Annotated in this window: 22 protein-coding genes and 1 tRNA gene; 9 read left to right on the top strand and 14 right to left on the bottom strand. The window is 59.1% G+C overall.

What is annotated here, in order from left to right; translation table 11 throughout:
* Nucleotides 1–31: 31 nt before the first annotated feature.
* Entirely contained in the window at nucleotides 32–463 is a 432-nt protein-coding gene (locus tag G359_RS00560; protein ID WP_045834546.1) for a YeeE/YedE family protein, read from the bottom strand.
* Nucleotides 463–903 carry a YeeE/YedE family protein gene (locus tag G359_RS00555; RefSeq protein ID WP_045834545.1) on the bottom strand — a complete coding sequence of 147 codons (441 nt, stop codon included), beginning with the start codon at nucleotides 901–903 and terminating at the stop codon, nucleotides 463–465. Before G359_RS00555 ends, G359_RS00560 begins: the two co-directional genes overlap by 1 nt.
* A gap of 236 nt (nucleotides 904–1,139) precedes the next feature.
* Between G359_RS00555 and G359_RS20280 the strand changes: the two genes are divergently transcribed.
* On the top strand, nucleotides 1,140–1,304 hold the full coding sequence (locus G359_RS20280; protein ID WP_156150630.1) for a hypothetical protein: 165 nt from the start codon (nucleotides 1,140–1,142) through the stop codon (nucleotides 1,302–1,304).
* Between the two features lie 45 nt (nucleotides 1,305–1,349).
* Here the strand turns inward: G359_RS20280 and G359_RS00545 are convergent, their stop codons facing one another.
* The 6 genes from G359_RS00545 to G359_RS00520 all read right to left on the bottom strand — a co-directional run bounded on the left by G359_RS00545 (nucleotide 1,350) and on the right by G359_RS00520 (nucleotide 9,135).
* Nucleotides 1,350–1,688: a hypothetical protein gene (locus G359_RS00545; RefSeq protein ID WP_045834543.1), complete on the bottom strand. Its 339-nt coding sequence runs from the start codon at nucleotides 1,686–1,688 to the stop codon at nucleotides 1,350–1,352.
* A gap of 86 nt (nucleotides 1,689–1,774) precedes the next feature.
* Nucleotides 1,775–2,611: a hypothetical protein gene (locus tag G359_RS00540; protein ID WP_045834542.1), complete on the bottom strand. Its 837-nt coding sequence runs from the start codon at nucleotides 2,609–2,611 to the stop codon at nucleotides 1,775–1,777.
* Between the two features lie 15 nt (nucleotides 2,612–2,626).
* Nucleotides 2,627–4,702, bottom strand: a complete 2,076-nt coding sequence (locus G359_RS00535) for an FAD-dependent oxidoreductase (RefSeq protein WP_052699124.1) — start codon at nucleotides 4,700–4,702, stop codon at nucleotides 2,627–2,629.
* 1,141 nt (nucleotides 4,703–5,843) lie between these two features.
* A tRNA-Arg gene (locus tag G359_RS00530) sits at nucleotides 5,844–5,920 on the bottom strand.
* A 215-nt stretch (nucleotides 5,921–6,135) separates the two neighbouring features.
* On the bottom strand, nucleotides 6,136–7,668 hold the full coding sequence (locus tag G359_RS00525) for a sensor histidine kinase (protein WP_052699123.1): 1,533 nt from the start codon (nucleotides 7,666–7,668) through the stop codon (nucleotides 6,136–6,138).
* Between the two features lie 12 nt (nucleotides 7,669–7,680).
* Nucleotides 7,681–9,135 (bottom strand): dihydrolipoyl dehydrogenase family protein, encoded by a 1,455-nt coding sequence (locus G359_RS00520; protein ID WP_045834541.1) that lies wholly within the window; start codon nucleotides 9,133–9,135, stop codon nucleotides 7,681–7,683.
* Between the two features lie 433 nt (nucleotides 9,136–9,568).
* Between G359_RS00520 and rpmH the strand changes: the two genes are divergently transcribed.
* From rpmH to yihA, 4 genes are all read left to right on the top strand, one after another.
* Nucleotides 9,569–9,703 (top strand): 50S ribosomal protein L34, encoded by a 135-nt coding sequence (gene rpmH / locus G359_RS00515; RefSeq protein WP_045834540.1) that lies wholly within the window; start codon nucleotides 9,569–9,571, stop codon nucleotides 9,701–9,703.
* A 42-nt stretch (nucleotides 9,704–9,745) separates the two neighbouring features.
* Complete coding sequence (gene rnpA / locus G359_RS00510; protein ID WP_045834539.1) at nucleotides 9,746–10,141, top strand: ribonuclease P protein component; 396 nt, start codon at nucleotides 9,746–9,748, stop codon at nucleotides 10,139–10,141.
* Nucleotides 10,142–10,231: 90 nt separating this feature from the next.
* On the top strand, nucleotides 10,232–12,112 hold the full coding sequence (gene yidC / locus G359_RS00505; RefSeq protein WP_045834538.1) for a membrane protein insertase YidC: 1,881 nt from the start codon (nucleotides 10,232–10,234) through the stop codon (nucleotides 12,110–12,112).
* A gap of 47 nt (nucleotides 12,113–12,159) precedes the next feature.
* The gene (yihA, locus tag G359_RS00500; protein WP_045837476.1) at nucleotides 12,160–12,816 is read left to right on the top strand and encodes a ribosome biogenesis GTP-binding protein YihA/YsxC; all 657 of its coding nucleotides are present in this window, start codon (nucleotides 12,160–12,162) and stop codon (nucleotides 12,814–12,816) included.
* A 2-nt stretch (nucleotides 12,817–12,818) separates the two neighbouring features.
* Here the strand turns inward: yihA and G359_RS00495 are convergent, their stop codons facing one another.
* Nucleotides 12,819–14,720 carry a Clp protease N-terminal domain-containing protein gene (locus G359_RS00495; protein WP_245279883.1) on the bottom strand — a complete coding sequence of 634 codons (1,902 nt, stop codon included), beginning with the start codon at nucleotides 14,718–14,720 and terminating at the stop codon, nucleotides 12,819–12,821.
* Nucleotides 14,721–15,007: 287 nt separating this feature from the next.
* Between G359_RS00495 and argB the strand changes: the two genes are divergently transcribed.
* From argB to G359_RS00480, 3 genes are read left to right on the top strand one after another with little or no spacing between them, the layout of a single operon-like run.
* Entirely contained in the window at nucleotides 15,008–15,964 is a 957-nt protein-coding gene (argB, locus tag G359_RS00490; protein ID WP_082072746.1) for an acetylglutamate kinase, read from the top strand.
* The gene (locus G359_RS00485) at nucleotides 15,964–16,722 is read left to right on the top strand and encodes a pyrimidine 5'-nucleotidase (protein WP_045834537.1); all 759 of its coding nucleotides are present in this window, start codon (nucleotides 15,964–15,966) and stop codon (nucleotides 16,720–16,722) included. Before argB ends, G359_RS00485 begins: the two co-directional genes overlap by 1 nt.
* On the top strand, nucleotides 16,719–17,375 hold the full coding sequence (locus tag G359_RS00480; protein ID WP_245279882.1) for a LysE family translocator: 657 nt from the start codon (nucleotides 16,719–16,721) through the stop codon (nucleotides 17,373–17,375). The genes G359_RS00485 and G359_RS00480 overlap by 4 nt, the downstream gene beginning before the upstream one ends.
* Nucleotides 17,376–17,400: 25 nt before the next feature.
* Here G359_RS00480 and G359_RS00475 read toward each other — a convergent pair whose 3' ends face one another.
* Nucleotides 17,401–18,159, bottom strand: coding sequence for an SDR family oxidoreductase (locus G359_RS00475; RefSeq protein WP_045834536.1), 759 nt, complete (start codon nucleotides 18,157–18,159; stop codon nucleotides 17,401–17,403).
* 125 nt (nucleotides 18,160–18,284) lie between these two features.
* Between G359_RS00475 and G359_RS00470 the strand changes: the two genes are divergently transcribed.
* Nucleotides 18,285–19,082: a zinc ribbon domain-containing protein gene (locus G359_RS00470; RefSeq protein ID WP_045834535.1), complete on the top strand. Its 798-nt coding sequence runs from the start codon at nucleotides 18,285–18,287 to the stop codon at nucleotides 19,080–19,082.
* Nucleotides 19,083–19,126: 44 nt separating this feature from the next.
* On the opposite strand, the gene G359_RS00465 is transcribed toward G359_RS00470, so the two are convergent.
* The 4 genes from G359_RS00465 to G359_RS00450 form a co-directional block, all read right to left on the bottom strand.
* On the bottom strand, nucleotides 19,127–20,056 hold the full coding sequence (locus G359_RS00465) for a 3-hydroxybutyryl-CoA dehydrogenase (RefSeq protein ID WP_245279881.1): 930 nt from the start codon (nucleotides 20,054–20,056) through the stop codon (nucleotides 19,127–19,129).
* 31 nt (nucleotides 20,057–20,087) lie between these two features.
* Nucleotides 20,088–21,032: an electron transfer flavoprotein subunit alpha/FixB family protein gene (locus tag G359_RS00460; RefSeq protein WP_045834534.1), complete on the bottom strand. Its 945-nt coding sequence runs from the start codon at nucleotides 21,030–21,032 to the stop codon at nucleotides 20,088–20,090.
* A complete protein-coding gene (locus G359_RS00455) occupies nucleotides 21,032–21,787 on the bottom strand; it encodes an electron transfer flavoprotein subunit beta/FixA family protein (RefSeq protein WP_045837471.1) in 756 nt (251 codons plus the stop codon). Before G359_RS00455 ends, G359_RS00460 begins: the two co-directional genes overlap by 1 nt.
* A gap of 279 nt (nucleotides 21,788–22,066) precedes the next feature.
* Entirely contained in the window at nucleotides 22,067–22,648 is a 582-nt protein-coding gene (locus G359_RS00450; RefSeq protein WP_045834533.1) for a cob(I)yrinic acid a,c-diamide adenosyltransferase, read from the bottom strand.
* Nucleotides 22,649–22,667 lie beyond the last annotated feature (19 nt).

Genomic DNA, 22,667 nt, shown 5'->3' with positions numbered 1-22,667 from the left:
TCGACGTGAACGAAGCCGCGCTTTTCCGGTGTTACGCTTTCTCGGTTTTCGATGGTCGCTTGCCGGCAATCGCTGCTGCAGCGATTCCGATCAGCATCGTTGGAACAAACACAAGTGTGCCAGTTGCGGCGAGTCCCAGTGATGCAATCGCAGGACCTGGGCAGAAGCCTATCAGCCCCCAGCCGAGCCCGAAGATCGCAGAGCCGATGACGAGAGGGCGATCGATTTCGTTCTGGACAGGCAAATGAAAACTCTGGTCGAGAAGAGGCTTGGAGCGCTGAAGCACGTACCGGTAGCCCGTGGCTGTTACGGCGATTGCGCCGAGCATTACGAAGGCCAAACTAGGGTCCCAGCTTCCCGCGACGTCCAGAAAATTCAGCACCTTTGCGGGATTGGCCATCCCCGAAATGACAAGTCCAACGCCGAAAAGTAGCCCCGCAGCGAGATTGACGAGAATGCCCATCAGGCGCCTCCGACGATGTGGCGTGCGACGAACACGGTGAGTGCGCCTACGGTCATGAACACGATCGTCGCTGCAAGGGAGCGCTTCGAGAAGCGCGAAAGTCCGCAGACGCCGTGGCCGCTCGTACAGCCTCCGCCAAGGGCGGCACCGAACCCGACAAGAAGCCCGGCGATTGCCGCAAGCGGAATATTTGTCGATACCGATTGCGCGACCGCATTGCCGGTCGTCGCTGTCCAAACGAAGGGGGCTAAGATTAGCCCGACGATAAACGCCAAGGCCTGCTCGGGCTTGCTGTCGGCTGCCGGCGCTATCAGCCTTTTTACAATGCCGCTGATGCCTGCGATGCGCCCGTTGGAATACATGAGGAGCACCGCGGAGACGCCAATTAGCGCGCCGCCCGCACTCGACGCCAGAGGCGTAAATTCAGTCTCTATAGCCAATTTCGAAACCCTTCATGCTCGTTTCTGACAACCAGCAAGGCGATCTTCAAAGGAAGCAGTGCTTGCTGCACCCCAATGCTTCGAGATCGATTTCAGCTCGATAGCTATTAGGTCCGCGGTCGCCTCGAGGATCCGAGCTCTTTCTACTTCAAGGGCGCGGAATTATCCACGAACAGTTGTTTGAGGCCGGCCGTCACCTTGAGCGGCTCCCTGCTGAGGTTCGGCTGGGATGCTCGATGTTTCAATGGAATTTCCGAAAATGCGTTCGCGGCGCAAACACCACGGCCAATTCCGCGAAGGGTGGCGAGAAGTGCATTTCGAATGATGAGCCACCGATCGTGCCGGACCAGAACCACTTCATCGCGTGGTCGTCCGTCATCATCGATCACGAAGATCGATGACTGCTCTCCGATCAACGCCGGCCCGGCATGGATCCACAAGAGGGCTCAGTCGGTGTCTATATCAGCTCCGCAGTCGTTATCCCAAGATTGCTGCGTATAGCCGAGTGCGGCGGCTGCCTGCCTTTGTCTTGGAGATAGCTGAGACCAATTTGCTGTCTCCAAACGTGACGATCCATTTGAATCCCAAACGCTGCGATTATAGCCAAGCATCATCCAGGCCCGTCGCGCCCCATAGGACAATTCATCCCAACTCCGATTATCGTCGCGACAGCCGGCAAGTGCGTCAGCAACGACGACGTGTCGGATCTGATCATTGAGAGCCGAGAGCATGATCGTTGAGGTGACGGCGAGCGCGTAGCCGAGCAATCTAGTCTTGATGACCATCTGCAAAACTCCCACTCGATTTGTCGTTTCCGGTTATTGTTTTGTTGGCGATACGGCGGCCTGCAGGCTTTTGACTGATCGAGACATCATTTGAAAAAGGGTAACTGAAGAAGCAGCAGCACAATGATTCCCGCTTCCAGAAAGTGTCCGATCATTGCTGTTCTCTGTTCTTTCGCTGCATTTTTTTCTTCGAACAGCTTTGTGTTGGCGATTTCATACTGATCTAAGGCGAACTCGATTGGGTCTTCCAACTCTTCGACACGCTCGTAGAGAGCGCCAGCGAGCACCAGCTCCGAAAATATGCGTCTAGACAGCTCATCAGAAACTGTATCGAGCTGTTCCAGCGCACGGCAAATTCGGAGATGCTTGGCTCTCATCCGCGCCGACAGCTCATTCATTTCGTCCATATGCCTTTGATAGGCCTTCTGATGACGCGTGACGGAACGAGTCAACGGCACATCGGCGTCGATCGACGACCATGCGGCGCTCATTGCTTTTTCGAGCTCATTCGTTTCGCGTTGAGCGACGGTGAACCGAACGACGGCGTCGATGACGGACTGAATATGATCAGAGGCCGCGTAGATCAAAGCTCGATCTGGTGCGCAGAACACCCTGACTGTGCGCACGCCTGCTCTAACCGTTTGGCCGGCGGCGTCGCGCATCCAAGCCTCCGCGTCGTGCTCAATGTTTTTGGGGTAATTGACGCCAAGCGGCAGGCAAACGATTGTCAAGGCACCTGGAGTTACCGATGTCATCGAAGCGCGAATCTGATCCGTTTCGAGTTCGGTCATCACGGCAATCAGATTGCGCGGCTGCGTGATGGTAATAGAGCCAACATCGGGCAGATCACTTCCTTCTTCGAAGGTGATTGTCCATGCGCGCGCCAGTATGCCTTCACTTTTTCGCACTGGAACATCTAGCATCGGGCTCTCCTTGAACTATTTGGCCGAGATTGAAACGTAATCGCGTGCACTCAGGCTCGGGAGTTCTTTAGGAACTCCCACGTTTTTTGGCTCATAGATGCAGTGCAGTAAGCTCTCCGCATCTTCGTACCAATGTCCGGGTCCAGCTCCAGCTGCTTCAGCGATCTTCCACGCCTCGTTGAGGAGCACAGGGTCCATGAGCGCGTGACTAAAACCGGCTTCGCAAAGTTTCTCAGACCAGTCCCACCGAGAGCCGAGCGTCTCCACGCCGTTGAGAAGGTCGTGCCGCTCGATCAAATCTATTGGCAAGTCTGTTGCAACGGAACCGAGAACGAGGCCATGCCGTGTTACGCGCCTGATTTCCTCAATCGCTTTTGTAATTCTGTTTTGAGGGAGGCGGCAAAGTCCACTCTCGATGACAGCGTCAAAGGCCAGCTCTTTGAATGGCAGGTTATCAAACTCGGAATAGAGGTTAAAGTCTCCAACCTCTGACGGAGTTAGTGCGATCGCAGGCTTGTTGCACTCCACGCCAATTGCATCGTAGCCGAGAGCCCTCAGCGCGGCGACCGTTTGTCCTGACCCAGCCCCGACATGCAGTATCTTGGAGTTTCTGCCTAAGCCCCAGGTCGTTCTCAATATGCCGCCGACAATCGAGACGGGGCACAGCTGCTCTAATGTTTCAGCTATCGAAGCCAATTCCCTGTCTGATGCACTGAGCTCCGCGCGGCGGCGGATCAGAATTTCCGCCATAACGATATCTGTCGCGGCGTCTGCAGAATCAAAGGCGCCGTTCAGCGTTGCGTCAAAAATGTAGTCTCCAACGAGGACAAGTCCGGGAAGATTTTTGGCATCCGGTCGGTGACTATCTGCGTGTTGGCGTACCGGCAGGCCGCCCGGTATGGCGTTGACGGACGCCATCCAGCGATGGATCCGTCGATCGATGATGAGGTCTTTTCCTTCGGCGAGTTCGGGCGGCAAAGCATCGAGGCACAGTCGTTCGATGCGGTCATCGGACAAATTGGCAAGTGCCAGCGCGGCATTGCCAGCAATCAAGAAGGCCAAGGCTCCGCAGCCAGAAAAATCATTTCGGGCGCCTTCATCGTAGACGCAGCTACCATCGAAGGCGTCGAGGTACCACCAGTCTGTCGGAAGATGTTCACGCCAAAAGGGTCTTTTGAATAACAGCGTGGCTCGGACATAGTGTGCGGGACGATCGTAATATGCGATGTGTCTATCAATCGCCCGTTGCAGCGGCTCAGATCGCCAATAGATCGTCGAAAGGGATGTGAGCGGCAGCGCGACGATGACGAGGTCGGCATTGACTGTCTCTTGAGCGCCGCCGGTTTGTAATTCGATTTTGTATGTACCGTCGGGCAAAGGCTCAACCGCGACGACGTTGGCGCCGAGGCGTGTTTCCGCATCGAGTTCTTCAATCAGCCCGGTAACGATCTGTTCATTGCCACCGACGACGGAGAATATATCCATATATCCGTCGATATCGACGACGACGTTCTTCAGAAAATTGAGCCCATTCGTTAAATGGGGAGGGGCGGCAACGTCGCTGTGCGCTGAAGCACGCACATACCGTCGGGCCACATCATCCTTGATCTCTGTGTCAAGAACGTATTCGGCAGAAACCTCGGCCCAACAATGTTCGTTATCCGTTCGCGCATTGGAAAGGTAATAGTCTTCGGGGCTCATTAAATCGACGCAACGCTTCAGAAATGCGTTCACTTCATCTTGGGTGCGCTTCCCAAATTCTCTCCCGAGATCGTGTGAGGTCGGGATGATCTTGCCATCAATCACGCATGGCCCGCCCTGCAGATATTTTACCTTTAGACCGAGATAATCGACGATTAAATCGCGTAGCGGATCGGGTCCAATGCGTGAATAATCATAGATCTCGGCAACGCCAGCTTCGTACGGTCCAATGCCCGAGAATTGTCCGGTAAAGATCTTGCCACCTAGACGCTCGCTTGCTTCGTAAATTGTGATTTGGCAGCTGGAACCGGCCTTCTCAGCCAAGTGCCAAGCTGCAAATAATCCACCCGGCCCACCGCCGATAATTGCCACGCTGACTTGCTTTGGCATCGCGACTATCCTCGCTTTCCAATCGCGTTTTTAAGGCCTATATTCCGCTTTTAAGGCTGAACTTTATTTTTTATCTTTGGAATTTCATTTGCGCCGCATAAAGAATTGAGGCCGATCCAATCAAAATAAATTAGTTTTTCTATATCTGGATGTTGGAGCGCGCCTCGACAAAAATCAAAATTGCAATATTGCCCGTGAGGTGCATGGTCCTATGGAAACGAAAAGCAATGCCGGCTGATATCGAGCGTTGATCACCCTTCTGGTCAATGAGCATCGTCGGATCATGCTAATCGTTGCTTCATGCCAGTTGTAAGCTTTAGTGCGAATGTCTCGGATTTCTAGGTTTTTGGGGTGCGGACGAAGGACGCTTGGCTGGAGACTTTTCCTGATAGCGCTTATCGGCGCTGCGAGTATATTGAGAGGCGAGCGGCTCTCAAAGCATGCATCTCAATGAATTGACGATATGGCAAAAGAACGCGAAGAGCTGAATGTGCTGGCATTTCGATAGAAAGTCATTTCCCAATGGGCATTATATTCTGGAATATGGTGGGTTCTAATTGCTGAGCTAATATTCACGCAATAGGAACGAAAGAGTTGCGAATAGCATCGCCCTCGAGTTTGGCTTGCGGGTTTCCGGCTGCAGCAGGTCTGAAATGCAAGGTGGTGCAATGGCGAGATGGGATCTGCAGAAGCGGCAATTCGGAAACAATAGCGCATTTCTAGATTTGACTATGACGTCGCGATTCGCCGACGCATTCTAAATGCGGGTCGATTGCGTTCTAAAGCGTTGAGCTATTTCGAGAGTGAGAATTTGGCCTATCGGGTCGTAAGGTTCGGAATGCGGACAATTGCAGTGCTAAAGCGAATGGGCGTCGCCCTACGGGCAACCGCTAACGTCAACCCTCGCCTCGGGAGTTAGACAACTCGAAGCGCTGCGTCCTTCTGTTCGCGCTCTTCTTCATTTGTCGAGCGTCGATAGCTCAGTTGGATAGGGCGCCGTCCCGAGCGAAGCGAGGGCTAGGGCAACGTGCTGGATGCTTTGGGTGAGCACTCTTTCGGGTGAGCTAAGCGAAGATGCTGGGACGCTGCCAGGATTTGGGTGCTAGCGTTAGGGCGAGAAATCTTAAGACCTTGATTTCATTGGCGCGCCGGGAAGGATTCGAACCCACGACCCCCAGATTCGTAGTCTGGTGCTCTATCCAACTGAGCTACCGGCGCTTTGTTCTTCGCATCGGGGCTAAGGCCCCGTCCGGCGAGTGGCCGGGCGGCGAAGAAACCCCTCTCTAGTGGGTCGCGCAGCAGAGCGCAAGTGCTTCGGACAAGAGTAAGAGGGACGTCTCGCCGCGCTCCCCCGTGATCACGCTGCGGGCCCCGAGATTCCATGTCGTGCGGATGGTGAGACGATGGGAGTCGATCGCTTAAGGGATTGCGTATCAATCGACCGGGCGATCCGGCAGCTCGATGCGGAAATGCGCGCCCTTTTTGCTGTCGACAAGTGTCAGCGAGCCGCCGTGGGCCTGTACAAGCTCAGCCGCGATCACGAGCCCGAGGCCCGTGCCGCCCTTCTTTGTCGACCCCTGGAAGGCCTTGAAAAGATTTTCCCGCGCCTTTTGCGGAATGCCGGAGCCGTTATCCATCACGTCGATGATGACCTTGCGCCCTTCGCGGTGGGCGGCGACGCGAACTTCGCCGTCAGTTTTACCTTCAACACTTTCGATCGCCTGCACGGCGTTGCGTATGAGGTTGCTCAAGGCGCGGAAGAGGTGCTCGCGGTCGGCGTCGATACGCAGAGAGGCGTCCATATTGTTGACGAACGCCACAGAGCCTTCGCGCGGCAGGCCTTGACTGTCGGCGACCTCTTCGAGCAACGGCTTCAGCCGCATCAATTCGCGGCGGGGGGCAGCTTCGGAAACGCCGCCGAATTGCAGAGATGAATTGCAGAACTGAATGGCGCGGTCGAGCGAGGCGATGAGTTTTGGCACAAAGCGCTGCACGGTCGGGTCTGGGAGATCGACGAGCCTGTCCGATATCAGCTGCGCATTCGCGAGCATGTTGCGCAGATCGTGATTGATCTTGGAGACGGCCATGCCGAGTTGAGCGAGGCGGTTCTTCTGGGCAAGCAGGCTCGCGAGCTGTCGCTGCATGCTGGCAAGCTCGCGTTCGGCCACTCCGATCTCATCACCGCGGCCGGTCTCGGGCATAATGCGGCTCTGGTCCTCGGGGTTTTCCGCGAAGTGCAGCATGTTGCTCGTGATACGCGTCAACGGCTTTACGAAGAGACGGCTGAGCGCAAAATAGACGACGACCGCGGTCAGCACCGACAGAATGATGGACAGCCAGAGAATGTTCATGCCGTAGCGGATCATCGCCGCCTTGAGGGGCGCTTCCGGTATGACGATCTCGATCAGATTGGTGTTATCGGGACCGCTGTGGCCGACGACGCGAATGGTGCGATCGCTGGAGAGAAGCGTCGTCACCGCATCCTTCGCCTGCTGGAGGCGTGTCGTCAGGCTGTCCCAGAAGTTGTCTGGCTCAGGCGGCAGATAATAGACGTAATCGATGTTGAGATCGCCTTCGGGCGGGAACACCATGCGGCGTTCGCCTTGGCTGCGCGATGCGATTGCCCGTACCTGTGCGGTGCGGAGGAGATCGGCGCGAAGGGCGGATGGGATCTGCCCACCCGGAAATGCATCGGATGTGAGCGCCGCAAGCTGGGCTGCCGTCAGCCGCTCTTGCAGCCAGGTCACCCGATAACTTGCAATGGAGGGAAGAAAGATCAGCGCTTCGGCGAGCAGCACGAACGCCGCCGTTAAAATAATCAGCTTTGCGGGAAGGCCGCGGCTTTCCCAGAGGCGCTTTACGGCGTGCCACGGCGCGCTGGCGACAGAGGTTTTCGCCTTCGGGTCGTCAGTCTTTGGATTGCTGCCGTTGGTAATTACGCGCTGCACCGGATCGAACTTCTCCATTGGCGGAGATCATTAACCGAGCTTTGCCAGTAACGCGATGACTTTGCGCAAAAAGGGGTTACTCGGCGTTGTTGCAAAGTAACGGAATGCAGCTTTTTTATTGATCTCCGAAAACGTCGGATAGGGCGAAATCCATTCCGTCATCGCCTTTATGTTGAGGTCTTGGGATATGGCGAGCGACCACATCTGAATCAACTCGCTGGCTCCGGCCCCGACGATGCCGACGCTCAAGATCTTCCCGCGTTTCGACGTTGTGATCTTAATGTGCCCATCCGTCTCGTGTTCGATCTCGGCGCGGTCATTCTCGTGGTAGGGCCAGCGAAGGACGTTTATCCGGCCAAACTTAACGCGTGCTTCGGTTTCGCTGAGGCCGATAGTTGCGAGTTCCGGATCGGTGAAGACGACGCGCGGGGCAAGCCGGTCCTTGGTCCTCGCCGGCCAGCGAAAGAGCGATCTGCGCAACACGACTTCGGCGTGCTCGCCGGCAATGTGTGCGTATCGGGGTGCGCCCGTTGCGTCACCGATCGCGTAGATCCGGCTATTGGTCGTTCTCAATCCGCCGTTAACTTTGATGGCATTTTGCGCAACCTTAACGCCTGCAGCGTCGAGTCCGAGGTCGGCAACGTTGGCCTTGCGTCCGGCGGCAACGAGCAATGCGGTCGCTTCGATGATTTCGGGTGCGCCATCGGTTTGAAGTTCGACGGCGATTTTTCCGTTGCCTCCCGACACACCCTTTATCCGCGCACCTTCGCGGATGACGATGCCTTCGCGCGAGAGCCGCGTCAGGAGCACGACTGCAAGCTCGGGATCTTCGTCTCCGAGCGCGTGGGCGTTATCGAGAACGGTCACGCGTGAGCCGAGGCGGCGGTAGGCTTGCGCCATCTCCAGGCCGGTCGTTCCGGCGCCGATGATGACGAGATGCGGAATGAGGGCCTTATTCGCGAAGATTGTTTCATTCGTGAAATAGGGAACGTCCGCCAGGCCCGGAATTGGCGGGATGACAGGAGAGGAGCCGGTGGCGATCACGAACCGGCGCGCGGAAATCCGATAATCGCCTGCTGCAACCGTCGAGCGGTCGATGAATTTCGCCGTCGCTGAGATGACGCGGATACCGAGGCCGGTAAGACGCTCGACCGAGGCGTTCGGGGAAATTTTCGCGGTGACATCTTCGATGTATTGGTTGACCGCGGCCTGATCGATCAGGGGCTCGACGCCACGGACGCCGAAGGGCGATGCCGTGCGCATGGCGTAGGCGCGTTTGGCGGCAACCAGCAGGGCTTTGGACGGAATACCTCCGTAGTTGAGGTTGTCACCGCCCATCTTGTGTTTTTCGATCAAGACCACGCGCTGACCGAACGCAGCTGCGGCCGTGGCGAGAGCCAATCCGCCGGCACCTGCGCCGATGATGCAAAAGTCGGTTTCGATATTTTGGCTTTGAGGGGTCTGTTCGGCCGTATCCTTGGGCATAAAGCGCGATCCAAAATGGAATTGGGTTGGGGCGTGGACGCGCCCGGCGGAATGCGCGCGTCTCTTTCCAACGACCTGATGGGCATAGTTTAATATGTCGCTGGCGCTTTTGATGCTGGAGATGCGCCGCTATCCCCTGCCGTGACAGCACAAGGACCGGCTATTTTCTCGCGGAAACGGCAATTGAGATGATCGCATCGTCTTGTGTTCAGTCGTCCGAGCCGTAATTCTTGTGTCCGGGACGGCAACGGTCCGCTTGCGCGTCGTTGACTTGCCCAATAGGCCCGACTATAAGGGCGCGAATTCCCGAGATATCTGCACTCTGCTGGGGTCTTGAGCCCCGGGCGACGTGTATTGGTAAGTCTCGGATAAATAAGCAATATGCCGGCGTCCATTTCTGGATGCGGCTCAAGAGACTTGGACGGAGAGTTCCGTGAAGCGCACATATCAACCGAGCCGCCTTGTTCGCAAGCGCCGCCACGGATTTCGCAAGCGTATGCTGACGACCGGTGGTCAGAGAGTTCTGGCACGCCGTCGTTCGAAGGGCCGCAAGCGTCTTTCGGCCTAGTCAGGTCTAGCGCCAAGGCCCCGCTGTCGCTTTGTCGCGGCTTTGGAGGCTGTTATTCCGATCCTGCCCACGCTCAAGGCGCGCTCCGAATTTCTGGCCGTGCGCGGCGGCCGGCGATCATCGACGCCGGCATTTCTGATCGAAATGCGTGAACGGCCCGGCGTGACGACGCGCGCCGGCGAGGGTCCGCGTTTCGGGTTCACGATCACAAAAAAGATAGGTAACGCTGTTACGCGTAACCGTATTCGCCGGCGCCTGAAGGCAGCCTTCGCGGCGGATCTCAAGCAGAGACATTTAGGGGCGTGCGACTATGTCGTCGTGGCCCGCCATGCCGCTCTCGACCGGCCTTTTGCACTGCTTCTTGGCGACGTTACCCATGCCATGTCGGCGCTGCACCGTAGCCGGCCAGCCCGCGCTGATAAAAAAGGTTCAGCGTGACTGGGTGTCCCCTTCCTTTTATGACCAGTTTCCGCCATCGCTTCGGCCTGAATGAGGCCCCTGCCACCGGCACCGCGCCCTGAGGATTTGATGAGCTCTCCCAACGATCCCAAAGACCAGAACAATTTGATCTTCGCCGTGGTGCTGTCGATCCTGGTGCTTATGGGGTGGCAGTACTTTTTCGCCCGCCCGCAAATTCAACACGAGCAGGCGCGGCAAGAATTCAACAAAGAGCTCGACGCTCAGAACAAGGGCACTTCGACGTCGGAAGTGCCGCCCAACGTCGCCAACGCGCCGGTTGCTCCGCCGTCGGCAACGGTCCCGGGCGCAAGCGGGCAAGCGCAGCCTGTCAAAGTGCTTTCGCGTGAAGAGATCCTGAAGGAGTCGCCTCGCGTTCAAATCGCGACGCCTTCGCTTGAAGGTTCGGTCGATCTGAAGAGCGGACGCATCGACGATCTCGTGCTGTCGAAGTATCGCGAGACGGTCGATCCCAATAGCCCCAAGGTCACGCTACTATCGCCTGCCGGATCGACGGACCCGTATTTCGCGGAATTCGGCTGGGTGCCGCAGGCTGGTTCGGCGATCAAGGTGCCGGACCGCGAAACCAATTGGACCGTCGTTGGCGGATCAACTCTAACGCCCGAAACTCCGGTCAACTTGGTGTGGGACAATGGCCAGGGGGTCATCTTCCATCGCACCCTGTCGGTCGACAAAGACTATATGTTCAAGGTCGTCGACGAGTTCGAGAACAAGACCAACGCCGACGTCACGTTGATGCCTTACGCGCGGGTGCATCGCAGCGGGCATCCGCCGTCACAAGTCTTTTCGGTTCTGCATGAAGGCCTCGTCGGTGTTTCTGGCGATCATGGCCTGCAGGAGTTCAGGTTTGCAGACGCCGTCAAGAGCGGCGTTCCGACGACGTTCGACAATGTCATCGGCGGCTGGCTCGGTATTACGGACAAGTACTGGGCGACGTCGCTCGTTCCGGATCAGACGGCGCCCTATCGCGCGACCTATTCGGCGCTTCCTGCCCGCGATCCCGGCGGCAAGGACGCGTTCCAGACCGACTACCTGCGCGGCGCCATCTCGGTTCCTCCCGGAATGCGGAAGGGAACCGAGTCGCATCTTTTCGCCGGCGCCAAGAAAGCTTCTTTGATCGACGGCTACGAGAGTGCGCTCAACATTCTGCGCTTCGACCGGATGATCGATTGGGGCTGGTTCTACTTCATCACGCGCCCGCTCTTCCGTTTGATGGAGTTCATCAACGGTATCGTGCACAACTTCGGCATCACCATTCTCGTTCTGACCGTGCTCGTGAAGGCGGCCTTCTATCCGCTTGCCAGCAAGCAGTACGAGAGCATGGCGCGCATGAAGAAGATGCAGCCGGAAATGCAGCGGATCAAAGAACTTCATAAGGACGATCCGCAGCGGCAGCAGAAAGAGATCTTCGAGCTCTACCGCAAGGAGAAGATCAACCCGCTTGCGGGCTGTTGGCCGATCCTTCTGCAGATCCCGGTGTTCTTCGCGCTCTACAAGGTGCTGTTCGTCACCATCGACATGCGTCACGCGCCATTCTTCGGCTGGATCCACGATCTTTCCGCGCCGGATCCGACGTCGATTTTCAATCTGTTCGGGCTTCTGCCGTTCACCGCGCCGGAATTCCTGCATATCGGTGCGTGGCCGCTCATCATGGGTCTCACCATGTGGGTTCAGATGCAACTCAACCCGCCGCAGCCGGACCCGATCCAGCAGCAGATCTTCCAGTGGATGCCCGTGATGTTCACGTTCTTGCTGGCAAGCTTCCCGGCGGGTCTCGTGATCTACTGGGCGTGGAGCAATACGCTCTCCATCTGCCAGCAGATGCTCATCAATAAAAAGAACGGCGCCGAGATTCATCTGTTCGGTAATCTCAAGCGGACGTTTGCCCCGCTCTTACGATTGTTCGGGGCGAATAGCGGCCCAGGCAAATAAATGTGCCGGGGCGGCTCTGCGTGGGCCGCCCTTCATCGGATCAAGTCATGACAGACGCTGAAACCTTATCGGCTGACCAGATAGAAAAAGGCCGGCGTCTTTTTACGCGCGCCTGGACGTTCGCGCGCGGCACACCCGATCTCGATCATCTGCCACCCGACGATAGGCCTGAGATTTCGTTTGCCGGACGTTCCAACGTCGGCAAGTCGAGCCTCATCAATGCGCTCGTCGGCCAGCTTCGGCTGGCACGGGCGTCGAATACGCCGGGGCGAACGCAGGAACTCAATTTCTTCACGGATCCGGAAGCCGATCTCTTTCTCGTCGACATGCCGGGCTATGGATTTGCGGAAGCGCCGAAGGAGAAGGTTGCGGCCTGGAACAAGGTCATTCGCGCCTATCTCGCAGGCCGGCGAACGCTTCTCAGGGTGTTTCTTCTCATCGATGCGCGGCACGGACTGAAGCCGCCCGACGATGAGATTCTGGATCTGCTCGACGGAGCCGCCGTCTCCTATCAGGTCGTCCTGACCAAAGCCGACAAGATCAAGCCGACGGAACTCGAGAAGGTCAAGGAGCGCACGCTGAAGGCGCTCGCGAAGCACCCGGCGGCATTTCCTTCCATCATCGCGACATCATCGGAAAAGGGGCTTGGGTTCGAAGAGCTGCGCGGGACGATCGCGCAGCTTCTGGAATCACACGGTCAGTGACCTCAGTGCAGGATTTTGTGCATTAGGGCCGTCGCCGTCCCCATGCCGGCTTCGCCAAAGGTTGCGAGCGCGCCGCCGACGATTGCTGCGATCGTCCAACCGAACAGCCGTGCGAACGTGCGGGCGAAGTTGGTGCGAACCTTCACCTCGACGAGTTGATCGGGAAGCGCGGTTTCTGCCGCGACGCCGTCGCCGATCGTTCGCGCCGAGACGATGATCTGCAAGCTCGACCAGCCGCGCGTTTGCGGCGTGATCAGAAAGCGCCAGCTCGCGAAATCGTCGCTCGCGTAGCCGAGATTGCTTTCGATCCATTGCGTCTCCGGCGACGCGGACTCGATGAAGAAGCCGCCTTCGGGCGCGCGAATGCGAACCGACATCGCCTTCGTCACGGCGACCGAGTGCTGCCAGACCTTACCATCGCCATCGAGGCCTTCCGTCAGCGCCTTGATCGAGGCTTTGGCGATGCGGATTTCGGCGCGCGAAGTTTTTCCGACGCGCATCGCGCGTGGAATGTTTTCCGCGAGCTGTCCGGTTTCGACATTCGGGGCTTTCCCGCCTTTCGCCTTGCGGCGCGGCTTGCCTTCCGGCCCCGGCCGTTGCTGCGGCGGAGCGCCCATCGCCGGACCTGAGCGGAATGCAGGGTCGTGACCGAGATTGGGGTTCGGTCGCTGCTGGCCAGGCATGCCCATCGGAGCACCCATCGGTGCGCCTGGACCCATCGGGATATTCGAAGGCATTGGCCCACGCATCCGCGCGCCCGCCGGACCTCCGGGCATGGGGGCGCCAGGCGGAATTGGTGGCGGCTGAACCCTTGAAGGCTGCGGACGCGGCGGCAACCCTGAGAAAATATCGGAAGGCGGAGCGGCGGGGCTCGCGTCGGGCGATATAGCGCCTGGCGGATGGGGCAGGGGAAAGGACTGGTCGTCCCGCATCGCGGGTTGAGCCGGAGCCTGCTGTCCCGACCAAGTTGGCTGAGACCAGGAAGGCTTGCGTCCTTGTCCGACAGGGGAAGGTCCGGGAGCGGACGGCTGGGAGTTTGCGCTGGGCGCGCCACCAAAGCTCGGTTCGGTGCGCTGTGGCGTTTCGCGTTCGCCGCCGATTGGCAGTCGCGGATCAAGCGATGCAGGCAACGATGGCGAAGGTGCGGGAGCTTCGGCCGCGGGACGAGGATCGGCTCCGAACTGAGGTTCGGCGACTTCACCGGTATTGAAGGATGGCTGCGGCCTAGCCGGTTCGGCTTCGGGCGCGGACACGACCTCAGGCAGTGGCACTGAGGGCTCTTCAGCCGAGGGGGCCGGATACGGAGCAGCCGGCGGCGCGGGCCGCGGCATATCCTTCATGATTTCCCGCAAGGAGGGCGTCGCGCGCGATTGAACGCGTTCGCGGGCGCGGGCGAGGACGTCATCGGCGACGGGTGGCGCGGGCTGAGCGGGCGCCGGTGCTTCACGCGGGGCGGCGAGTGCTGCTTGCAGAGCACGGATCGCGTTATCGAACGTCAATCCGTGAGCTTCGAGAATTTCGGCCGCCGTGCTCCGCGCGTCGCCAACGATGGCTGCGAGCACGATCGCGCCGTTGATGTCCCGGCGGCGGCTCCCGCGCGAGGCAGCGGCGGCGGCCTCGAGTATGCGCCGGACGTCGTTGGAGACACCCAGCGAATCTTGAGGGTTCGGAGATGGTTGCGTGCTTGCCACGACGCGCGCGACGACGTCGGCTTTCAGCCGCTCGCCATCGATTTGGCTCGCGTCGAGCACGGCGCTGGCGTCGGGATCGTCGCAGAGGGCGGCCAGCAAGTGCTCGAGCGAAACCTCCGCCGCGCCGCTCGAACCTGCGAAATCGGCTCCCCGCGCCAGCGTGGCGCCGAGATCGGACGACATCGGAATCTGCGCAATATCTGTGGCCGTCACGCCCACGACGTCTCCTGAACTGAAGGCCAAGACGGGCAGGACTGGCCAGGACTCAATGCATTAACGTGCCGAAAGTACATACTCATGGCAAGGTTATAGCAATGCTATGACCCTTGGGACGGCAGAATGACTTTCGTCCCCAGGTGCCCGCCGCTGCCTGCGTCAGTAACGCCCGGATGTGGCAAAGGCCGGGAAATCCGTTGAGGCATTTTGCCGAGAAGCTATAAGACCGCGACGAGGCGACCGGCTCCCCGCCGGCGCGATCAGACTGGCAAAAGGGGGAGCGCGTGACGTCTACCAAAAGTATCTCGGAAAATGCTGTCGCGGCGCCGGCCGAAAAGCCCCTCAGCGCGCATCAGCAAGCGCGGATCCTCGCGGAAGCCATTCCGCACCTCATTCTTTATGATGAAAAGACCGTCGTCATCAAATTCGGCGGCAACGCGATGGGCGACGAGCAGCTTTTCAAAGCCTTCGCGCAGGACATCGTCTACCTGAAGCAATCGGGCATCAATCCGATCGTGGTGCATGGCGGCGGTCCGCAAATCGGCAGCATGCTGTCGAAGCTCGCGATCAAGTCGGATTTCGTCAACGGCCTGCGCGTGACCGACAAGGCGACGATCGAGATCGTCGAGATGGTCCTTTGCGGAAAGATCAACAAGGAGATCGTTTCCGCCATCAACCAGCAAGGCGGCAAGGCGGTCGGCATCTCCGGCAAAGATGCCAACTTGATGATTGCCAAGAAGATCACGCAGATGCCGGATCCTCAGTCGAACGAGCTGAAGGAGGTCGACATCGGGTATGTCGGCGATCCGCTCGAGGTCAATCCGCACATCGTCGAAGTCATTTCGAAGTCCGATCTCATTCCGGTGATCGCGCCTGTCGCCATCAGTCGCGACGGCGAGACGTTGAACGTCAACGCCGACACATTCGCATCGGCACTTGCGGCACGCATGCAGGCGAAGCGGCTGCTGCTGCTGACCGACGTTTCCGGTGTTCTCGACGAGAACAAGCAGCTCATTCCGAGCCTGACGATCGAGGCTGCGCGCGCGATGATCAAGAGCGGTGCGATCTCGGGTGGCATGATCCCGAAGATCGAGGGCTGCATCGAGGTCGTCGAGGCGGGCGTCGAGGGCGTCGTCGTCATTGACGGACGCGTGCCGCATTGCGTGCTCCTCGAACTCTTCACCGAACATGGCGTCGGCACGTTGGTGAGGCGTGCGGAGCGCAAGAAGGGCAAGGCTTGATGGCGGCTTCCGCCTCAGCGTCCGATTTGCCGAAGCTCGTGAAGGCGGCCGCCAAGCGCGGTTTCGGTCACGTCGATACCTGGATTTTCGATCTCGACAACACGCTTTATCCGGCGTCGTGCAATCTCTTCGCGCAGGTCGATCTGCGCATGAGCGAGTTCATCGCCAAGACAATCGGTGTTCCGCGCGAGCACGCCCGCCATCTGCAGAAAGCCTACTACCGGCAGTTCGGCACGACACTCGCCGGGCTGATGAAAGTGCACAAGCTGCCGCCGGGTCCGTTTCTAGAATACGTGCACGATATCGATCTTTCCGTCGTGCCGGTGATGCCGGATCTCGCCGCCGCGATCGCCGCTCTTCCGGGCCGCCGGCTAATCTTCACCAACGGCTCGCGCCTTCACGCGGAGAACGTCGCGCGGAAGCTCGGCGTGCTCGATCTCTTCGAGGACATCTGCGATATCGCGGCGATGGAGTACGTGCCGAAGCCCGAGCGGGAAGCCTTCGACCGGATGCTGAAACTGCACGCGGTGCCTGCAGCGCAGGCGGCGATGTTTGAAGACATGCCGCATAACCTCGTGCCGGCGTCGACGCTCGGCATGACGACGGTGCTCGTTCATTCCGACTACATCGATCATCCCGCGCAGTTGAAAATCCGGGAATGGCGCGAGCTTCCCGACCACGTCCATTATTTGACGCGTGATCTCACGAAATTCCTCGTCGACGAGGTTTCGGCGCCCGTGAAATCTGATCGGACATGATGCCGGGCGATATCCCAGAGCTCATTGTCTTCGGTGTGCCGCTCGCGTTCGTTTGGGTGTCTTTCATGATCGAGCTGACGCCCGGTCCGAACATGACGTATCTCGCTGTTCTGACATTGGCGAACGGCCGGCGCGCCGGATTTGCGGCGGTCTCGGGCGTCGCCTCCGGTCTACTTCTGATAGGGCTGCTTTCAGCGCTCGGCGTCGCGGCGCTCGTTTCTCAATCCCGGGTACTTTACGAATTGTTCCGTTGGGCCGGCGCTCTCTACATGTTCTGGCTAGCCTACGACATATGGCGCGGTGAAGAGCCAGCGGAGGCTGAAAGCGACACCGGACAGGTAACTCCGGACCGATATTTTTTTCGCGGCTTCCTGACGAACGTCCTCAACCCAAAGGCGGCGGTGTTTTACATCGCGGTGCTTCCGCAGTTCATCGACCCCGACAAGGATTTGCTCCCGCAGACGACGGCTTTGACGCTCGCTTACGTGGCCGTCGCGACGATCGTTCATGGCGGGATCGTCGCGCTGGCTTCGCGAGCGCGTCCCTTGCTGCAGGACGAGAAGTGCATGCAGACGGTGAGACGCCTGCTGGCGGCCGGTCTGCTTCTCGTCGCGCTGTGGCTTTTGTGGTCGACGCGAGCTTCGAGCGGCTAAGCGAGCGAGGACTGCGGGATCTTCATCAGCCGCGGCCGATGAACGGCATCGCCGTCGCCATAAGCGTCATCGACTGCACGTTCGCATCAAGCGGAAGATTGGCGATGTAGAGCACGGCGTCGGCGACATGCGCGACGTCCATCCGGGGTTCGACCATCACGCGGCCATCGGCTTGCAGAATGCCGCTCGCCATCTTGGCCGTCACGTCGGTCGCGGCATTGCCGATATCGATCTGCGAGCAGGCGATATTGTCGGCGCGGCCATCGAGCGAGATGGATTTCGTCAGGCCGGTGATGGCGTGCTTCGTCGCCGTGTAGGCAGCCGAGAAGGGGCGCGGCACCTGCGCCGAGATCGAACCATTGTTGATGATCCGTCCGCCATTCGGTGTCTGCGCCTTCATGATGCGGATTGCCTCGCGCGCGCAGAGAAACGGTCCCGTCAGATTGACGTCGACGACGCGTTTCCATTCTTCGACAGGCAGGTCCTCCAGTGGTACGCCCTGCGTGAACGTCCCGGCATTGTTGAACAGGAGGTCGAGGCGGCCGAAGGTTGCAAGCGTCTTTTCAAAAGCGGCGTGGACGGCATTTTCGTCGGTGACATCGGCGGGTGTAATCAGGAATTGGCCTCCGCCTGTTGCGGCGTGCGCTGCCGTTGTCTCCAGCTCGGATACGCGCCGCCCGAGAAGAGCGACGTCGAATCCTGCGGCCTGAAGCTTCAGGGCAACAGCGCGCCCGATGCCCGATCCGGCGCCAGTCACCATCGCCACGCGTGAAATGTCAGCCATCTTCGTCTCTTGTTCTGAACATTGTGAAACGGCTGCATAAACCCGAACGGCTTGGCAAGCCAGTTTCTGACGAGGTGCCGCCGTGATAGAAGAATCGCGCTCGGGGCAGCACGGGGTTCGCGGCGATGGCGGGGACGGAAGCGGCAAGTTCCGAATTTTGCACCAATTGCGGCACGGCATTGCAGGGGAAATTCTGCAGCGGCTGCGGCGTCGCCGTGACGGCTCATAACGGCCATGAGGGCTGGAGCGCAATCACGTCGGAATTCCTCAGCTCACATCGCGACAACGGCTTTGTCTCGGTCGTGATTTCTTTTCTGCTCCGACCTGTCGATACGATCATCCGGCTGACGGATGATCCCGCTTACCGATCGCATTGGGGTTTCCTGACGGCGATGGTCGGTGCGCAGCTGACGCTCGCCTACGTGATCATGCCGAAGGCTTTTGCGGCGCTTTTCAATATTCCGAATACCGCGAACAGTGCGGCGGTCATCACGAATGAAGGCGTGCAGTATGTCGGGATGGCGATCCTCACACCCATCCAATATTACATTTGCCGCGCTCTCGGCACGCTGCCGCGCTCGCCGATGTCGTATGTGAAGCTCTGCGTTTTGAGCGTCAGCTATGGGTCTATTCTGGCGATCGTTGTCTCGGTGATTGCGTTCTCTTCCGCGTTTGTTGTCATGAAGACCCAGGCGAACGTTAGCTTGGCCGCCGTCGCGCAAGGATTGATGCTCGCCAGTTACGCAGCGATTTTGGCCTTCGTTTCGGCGAGCCATAAACGGTTTTGGGGAATGTCCTGGCCGGTCGCGATCGGCGTCACGCTCTTCGTCGGCGCGATGTCTTGGCTCGTCGTCTATCCGGCGTTGACGGCGCTCGCCGAGCGGGCCGACATTGCGGGTACGTTGAGTAACATTTTGGGGTAGGGGAGATTGGCGAGATGGTCTGGCGGACGTTTGCCGCGCCGGCCTTATCGCGTGGGGACCGGCTTCTCGCCGCGATAATCGTAGAAACCGCGCTTCGTCTTGCGGCCGAGCCAACCGGCTTCGACGTATTTCACGAGCAGCGGACAGGGGCGATATTTCGAGTCCGACAGGCCTTCGTAGAGAACCTGCATGACGCTGAGGCAGGTATCGAGACCGATGAAGTCGGCGAGTTCCAACGGCCCCATCGGATGATGAGCGCCGAGCCGCATCGCCTTATCGATCGCATCGACCGTGCCGACGCCCTCATAGAGCGTGTAGACGGCTTCGTTGATCATCGGCAGCAGAATGCGATTGACGATGAAGGCCGGAAAATCTTCCGAGACGGCCGTCGTCTTGCCGAGGCTTTCGACGAAGACGCGGGCGGTCGCGAATGTCTCGTCACCCGTAGCGATGCCGCGAATGAGTTCGACGAGCTCCATGACCGGCACGGGGTTCATGAAGTGCATGCCGATGAAGTCTTCGGGCCGGTCGGTCGTCGATGCGAGACGGGTAATCGAAATCGATGAGGTATTGGAAGCCAGCAACGCCGTCGGCTTCAGGTGCGGACAGAGCGCGGCGAAGATTTTGTGCTTCAGCGCTTCGTCTTCGGTTGCCGCCTCGATGACGAGATCGCAGTCGCCGAAGTCTTCGAGCGACGGTGCGAAGCTGATGCGCTCAAGGGCCGTATCGCGATCTTCTTCCTTGATCAGGCCCTTGGCGATCTGGCGGGCCATGTTCTTGTTGACCGCTTCAATGCCTTTGTCGAAGGACTCCCGTTTCAAGTCGTTGATCGCGACGGTGTAGCCCGATAGCGCGACGACATGCGCGATGCCGCTGCCCATCTGGCCGGCGCCGATGATGCCGACTTTGCTGATCGTCCGGGCAGGTTTCACACTGACCTTGCCTTTTTCCATCAGCTTCTGAGTTTGCGGCATGAACAGGTGTCCTTCGGGGTGAAAAGCCGGATCAGCGTCCGGCTTTTTGCAGTTCTGCGTCAAGTTCGGGCAGGGCTTGGAACAAGTCCGCGACGAGCCCGTAGTCCGCGACCTGGAAGATCGGCGCTTCGCCGTCCTTGTTGATCGCGACGATAACCTTGGAATCCTTCATGCCGGCGAGATGCTGAATAGCGCCTGAAATGCCGACGGCGATGTAGAGATCGGGGGCGACGACCTTGCCGGTCTGTCCGACCTGCCAGTCGTTTGGAACGAAGCCCGCGTCGACAGCCGCGCGCGAGGCGCCCATGGCAGCGCTCAGACGGTCAGCGACGGGCGCGATGTACTTCGTGAAGTTCTCGCCGTTGCCCATGCCGCGGCCACCGGAGATGATGATCTTCGCGGACGTAAGCTCGGGGCGATCGGACTTCGAAAGCTCGGCTTTCTCGAACGTCGAAATGCCAACAGCTGCCGGCACGGCGACCTTTTCGACCGCAGCCGAGCCGCCTTCGCCAGCGGCGGGAAATGCCGATGTACGAACCGTAATGACCTTCGTCGAATCCGTCGATTGAACGGTCTGGATGGCGTTGCCGGCATAGATCGGACGCTCGAACGTGTCGGGCGAAACGACCTTGGTGATGTCGGATACCTGCATGACGTCGAGCTTGGCTGCGACGCGTGGCAGGATGTTCTTACCGGATGCCGTCGCCGGCGCAACGATCGCCGAATAATCCTTGGCAATCGAGAGGATTACGGCCGTGACTTCCTCGGCGAGGCCCTTGGCTAGGTGAGGTGCATCCGCGACGAGAACCTTCGAAACGCCAGCAAGCTTGGATGCGGTCTCGGCGGCGCTACCAACGTCGGAGCCAACAACCAGAATGTGAACGTCTCCGCCAAGATCCTTCGCCGCGGAAAGTGCTTTGGCCGTTGCGGGAGAGAGTGTCTTATCTGAAAGTTCCGCGAGGAGAAGTGTCGACATTAGATAACTCCCGCTTCGCTTTTCAGTTTCTCAACAAGTTCGGCAACGCTGCCAACCTTCACACCGGCTTTACGTGTTGCCGGTTCGCTCGTCTTCAGAACTTTGAGACGAGGCGCGATATCGATCCCGAAGTCTTCCGGCTTCTTGACATCGAGGGGCTTTTTCTTGGCCTTCATGATGTTCGGCAGGGAGGGATAGCGCGGTTCGTTCAGGCGCAAGTCGGTCGTGACGACTGCGGGCAGATTGATCTTGATCGTTTCAAGTCCGCCGTCGACCTCGCGGGTGACGGAGAGCGAACCCGTTTCCGGAACGATCTTCGAAGCGAACGTGGCTTGCGGCCAGTCGAGCAAGCTCGCGAGCATCTGGCCCGTCTGGTTGCTATCATCGTCGATGGCTTGCTTGCCGAGAATGACGAGATCGGGTTTTTCGGCGTCGACGAGCGCTTTGAGAAGCTTTGCGACGGCGAGCGGCTCGACGACCGTGCCTTCCGCGACCTCGATGAGGATGGCGCGATCGGCGCCGATAGCGAGCGCGGTGCGGAGCGTTTCCTGCGCTTTGGCCGAGCCGATCGAGACGGCGACGACTTCCTTGGCGCCGCTCTTTTCCTTCAGGCGAACGGCTTCTTCGATAGCGATTTCATCGAAGGGATTCATCGACATCTTGACGTTTGCCAAGTCGATGCCGGATCCGTCCGGTTTGACGCGAATTTTGACGTTGTAGTCGACGACGCGTTTGACCGGGACAACGATCTTCATCTCATCCGCCAGAATGACCGGCGCTCCCTTGTTGTTGTTTCCCGCGCTTCGGACGAACGCAGGTTCGTGCAGCGCGCCAACCGCCTGACCTTGCAAACCGAGTGGACCGGCCTGCCTGGTGGCAGAGAAGAGTTCTCGCAGCTGCGAAGGGCGAAGCTACGGGTGGGTTTTTCGCAAGTCAATCGGCGCGTGCGTCGCGGCGACCGATGTTTTGAGGCCGCTGCAGTCTACTGGCGGGGGCTTAGCCGGTCTCTCGCGTTATTGCTATTGCCCCTTCCGTCACCGGTTCTTTCCGGGCACCCACAGGACGTCGCCTGTGCCCCGATCGTTGACGTAGCGGCTAGCGACGAAAAGGAAGTCCGAAAGCCGGTTGATGTACTTGAGGGCGGGGGCGCTTACCGGTTCGTCGGGAAGGGCTGCCAGTTCGACCATTTTCCGTTCGGCCCTGCGCGAAACCGTCCGTGCGACGTGAAGCGCGGCTCCCGCGGGGCTGCCTCCTGGTAGGATAAAAGACCTTAAAGGCTCGAGTTCGGAATTCATCTGGTCGATCTCGTTTTCCAGCCGCGCAACCTGCGTATCGGCGATGCGAAGCGGCTCATACGGCAGCTTCTGGCCTTTGTCGGGCACGCAGAGATCAGCGCCGAGATCAAAGAGATCGTTCTGGACGCGAAGAAGCATAGCATCCACGTCCGGCTGTGCGCCTGCCAATTGGGTACGCGCCACGCCGATGGCGGCATTGGTTTCGTCGACCGTGCCGTATGCCGCGATCCGGGGAGACGTCTTTGGGACGCGCTCGCCGGTTCCTAACGCGGTCGTCCCGGCGTCGCCGGTCTTTGTATAAATGCGGTTGAGTACGACCATTGGTTTGAAACCTGGTTTG

Source organism: Hyphomicrobium sp. 99 (assembly GCF_000384335.2).
Taxonomy (GTDB): Bacteria; Pseudomonadota; Alphaproteobacteria; order Rhizobiales; family Hyphomicrobiaceae; genus Hyphomicrobium_B.
This window is presented reverse-complemented; position numbering and strand designations above follow the sequence as displayed.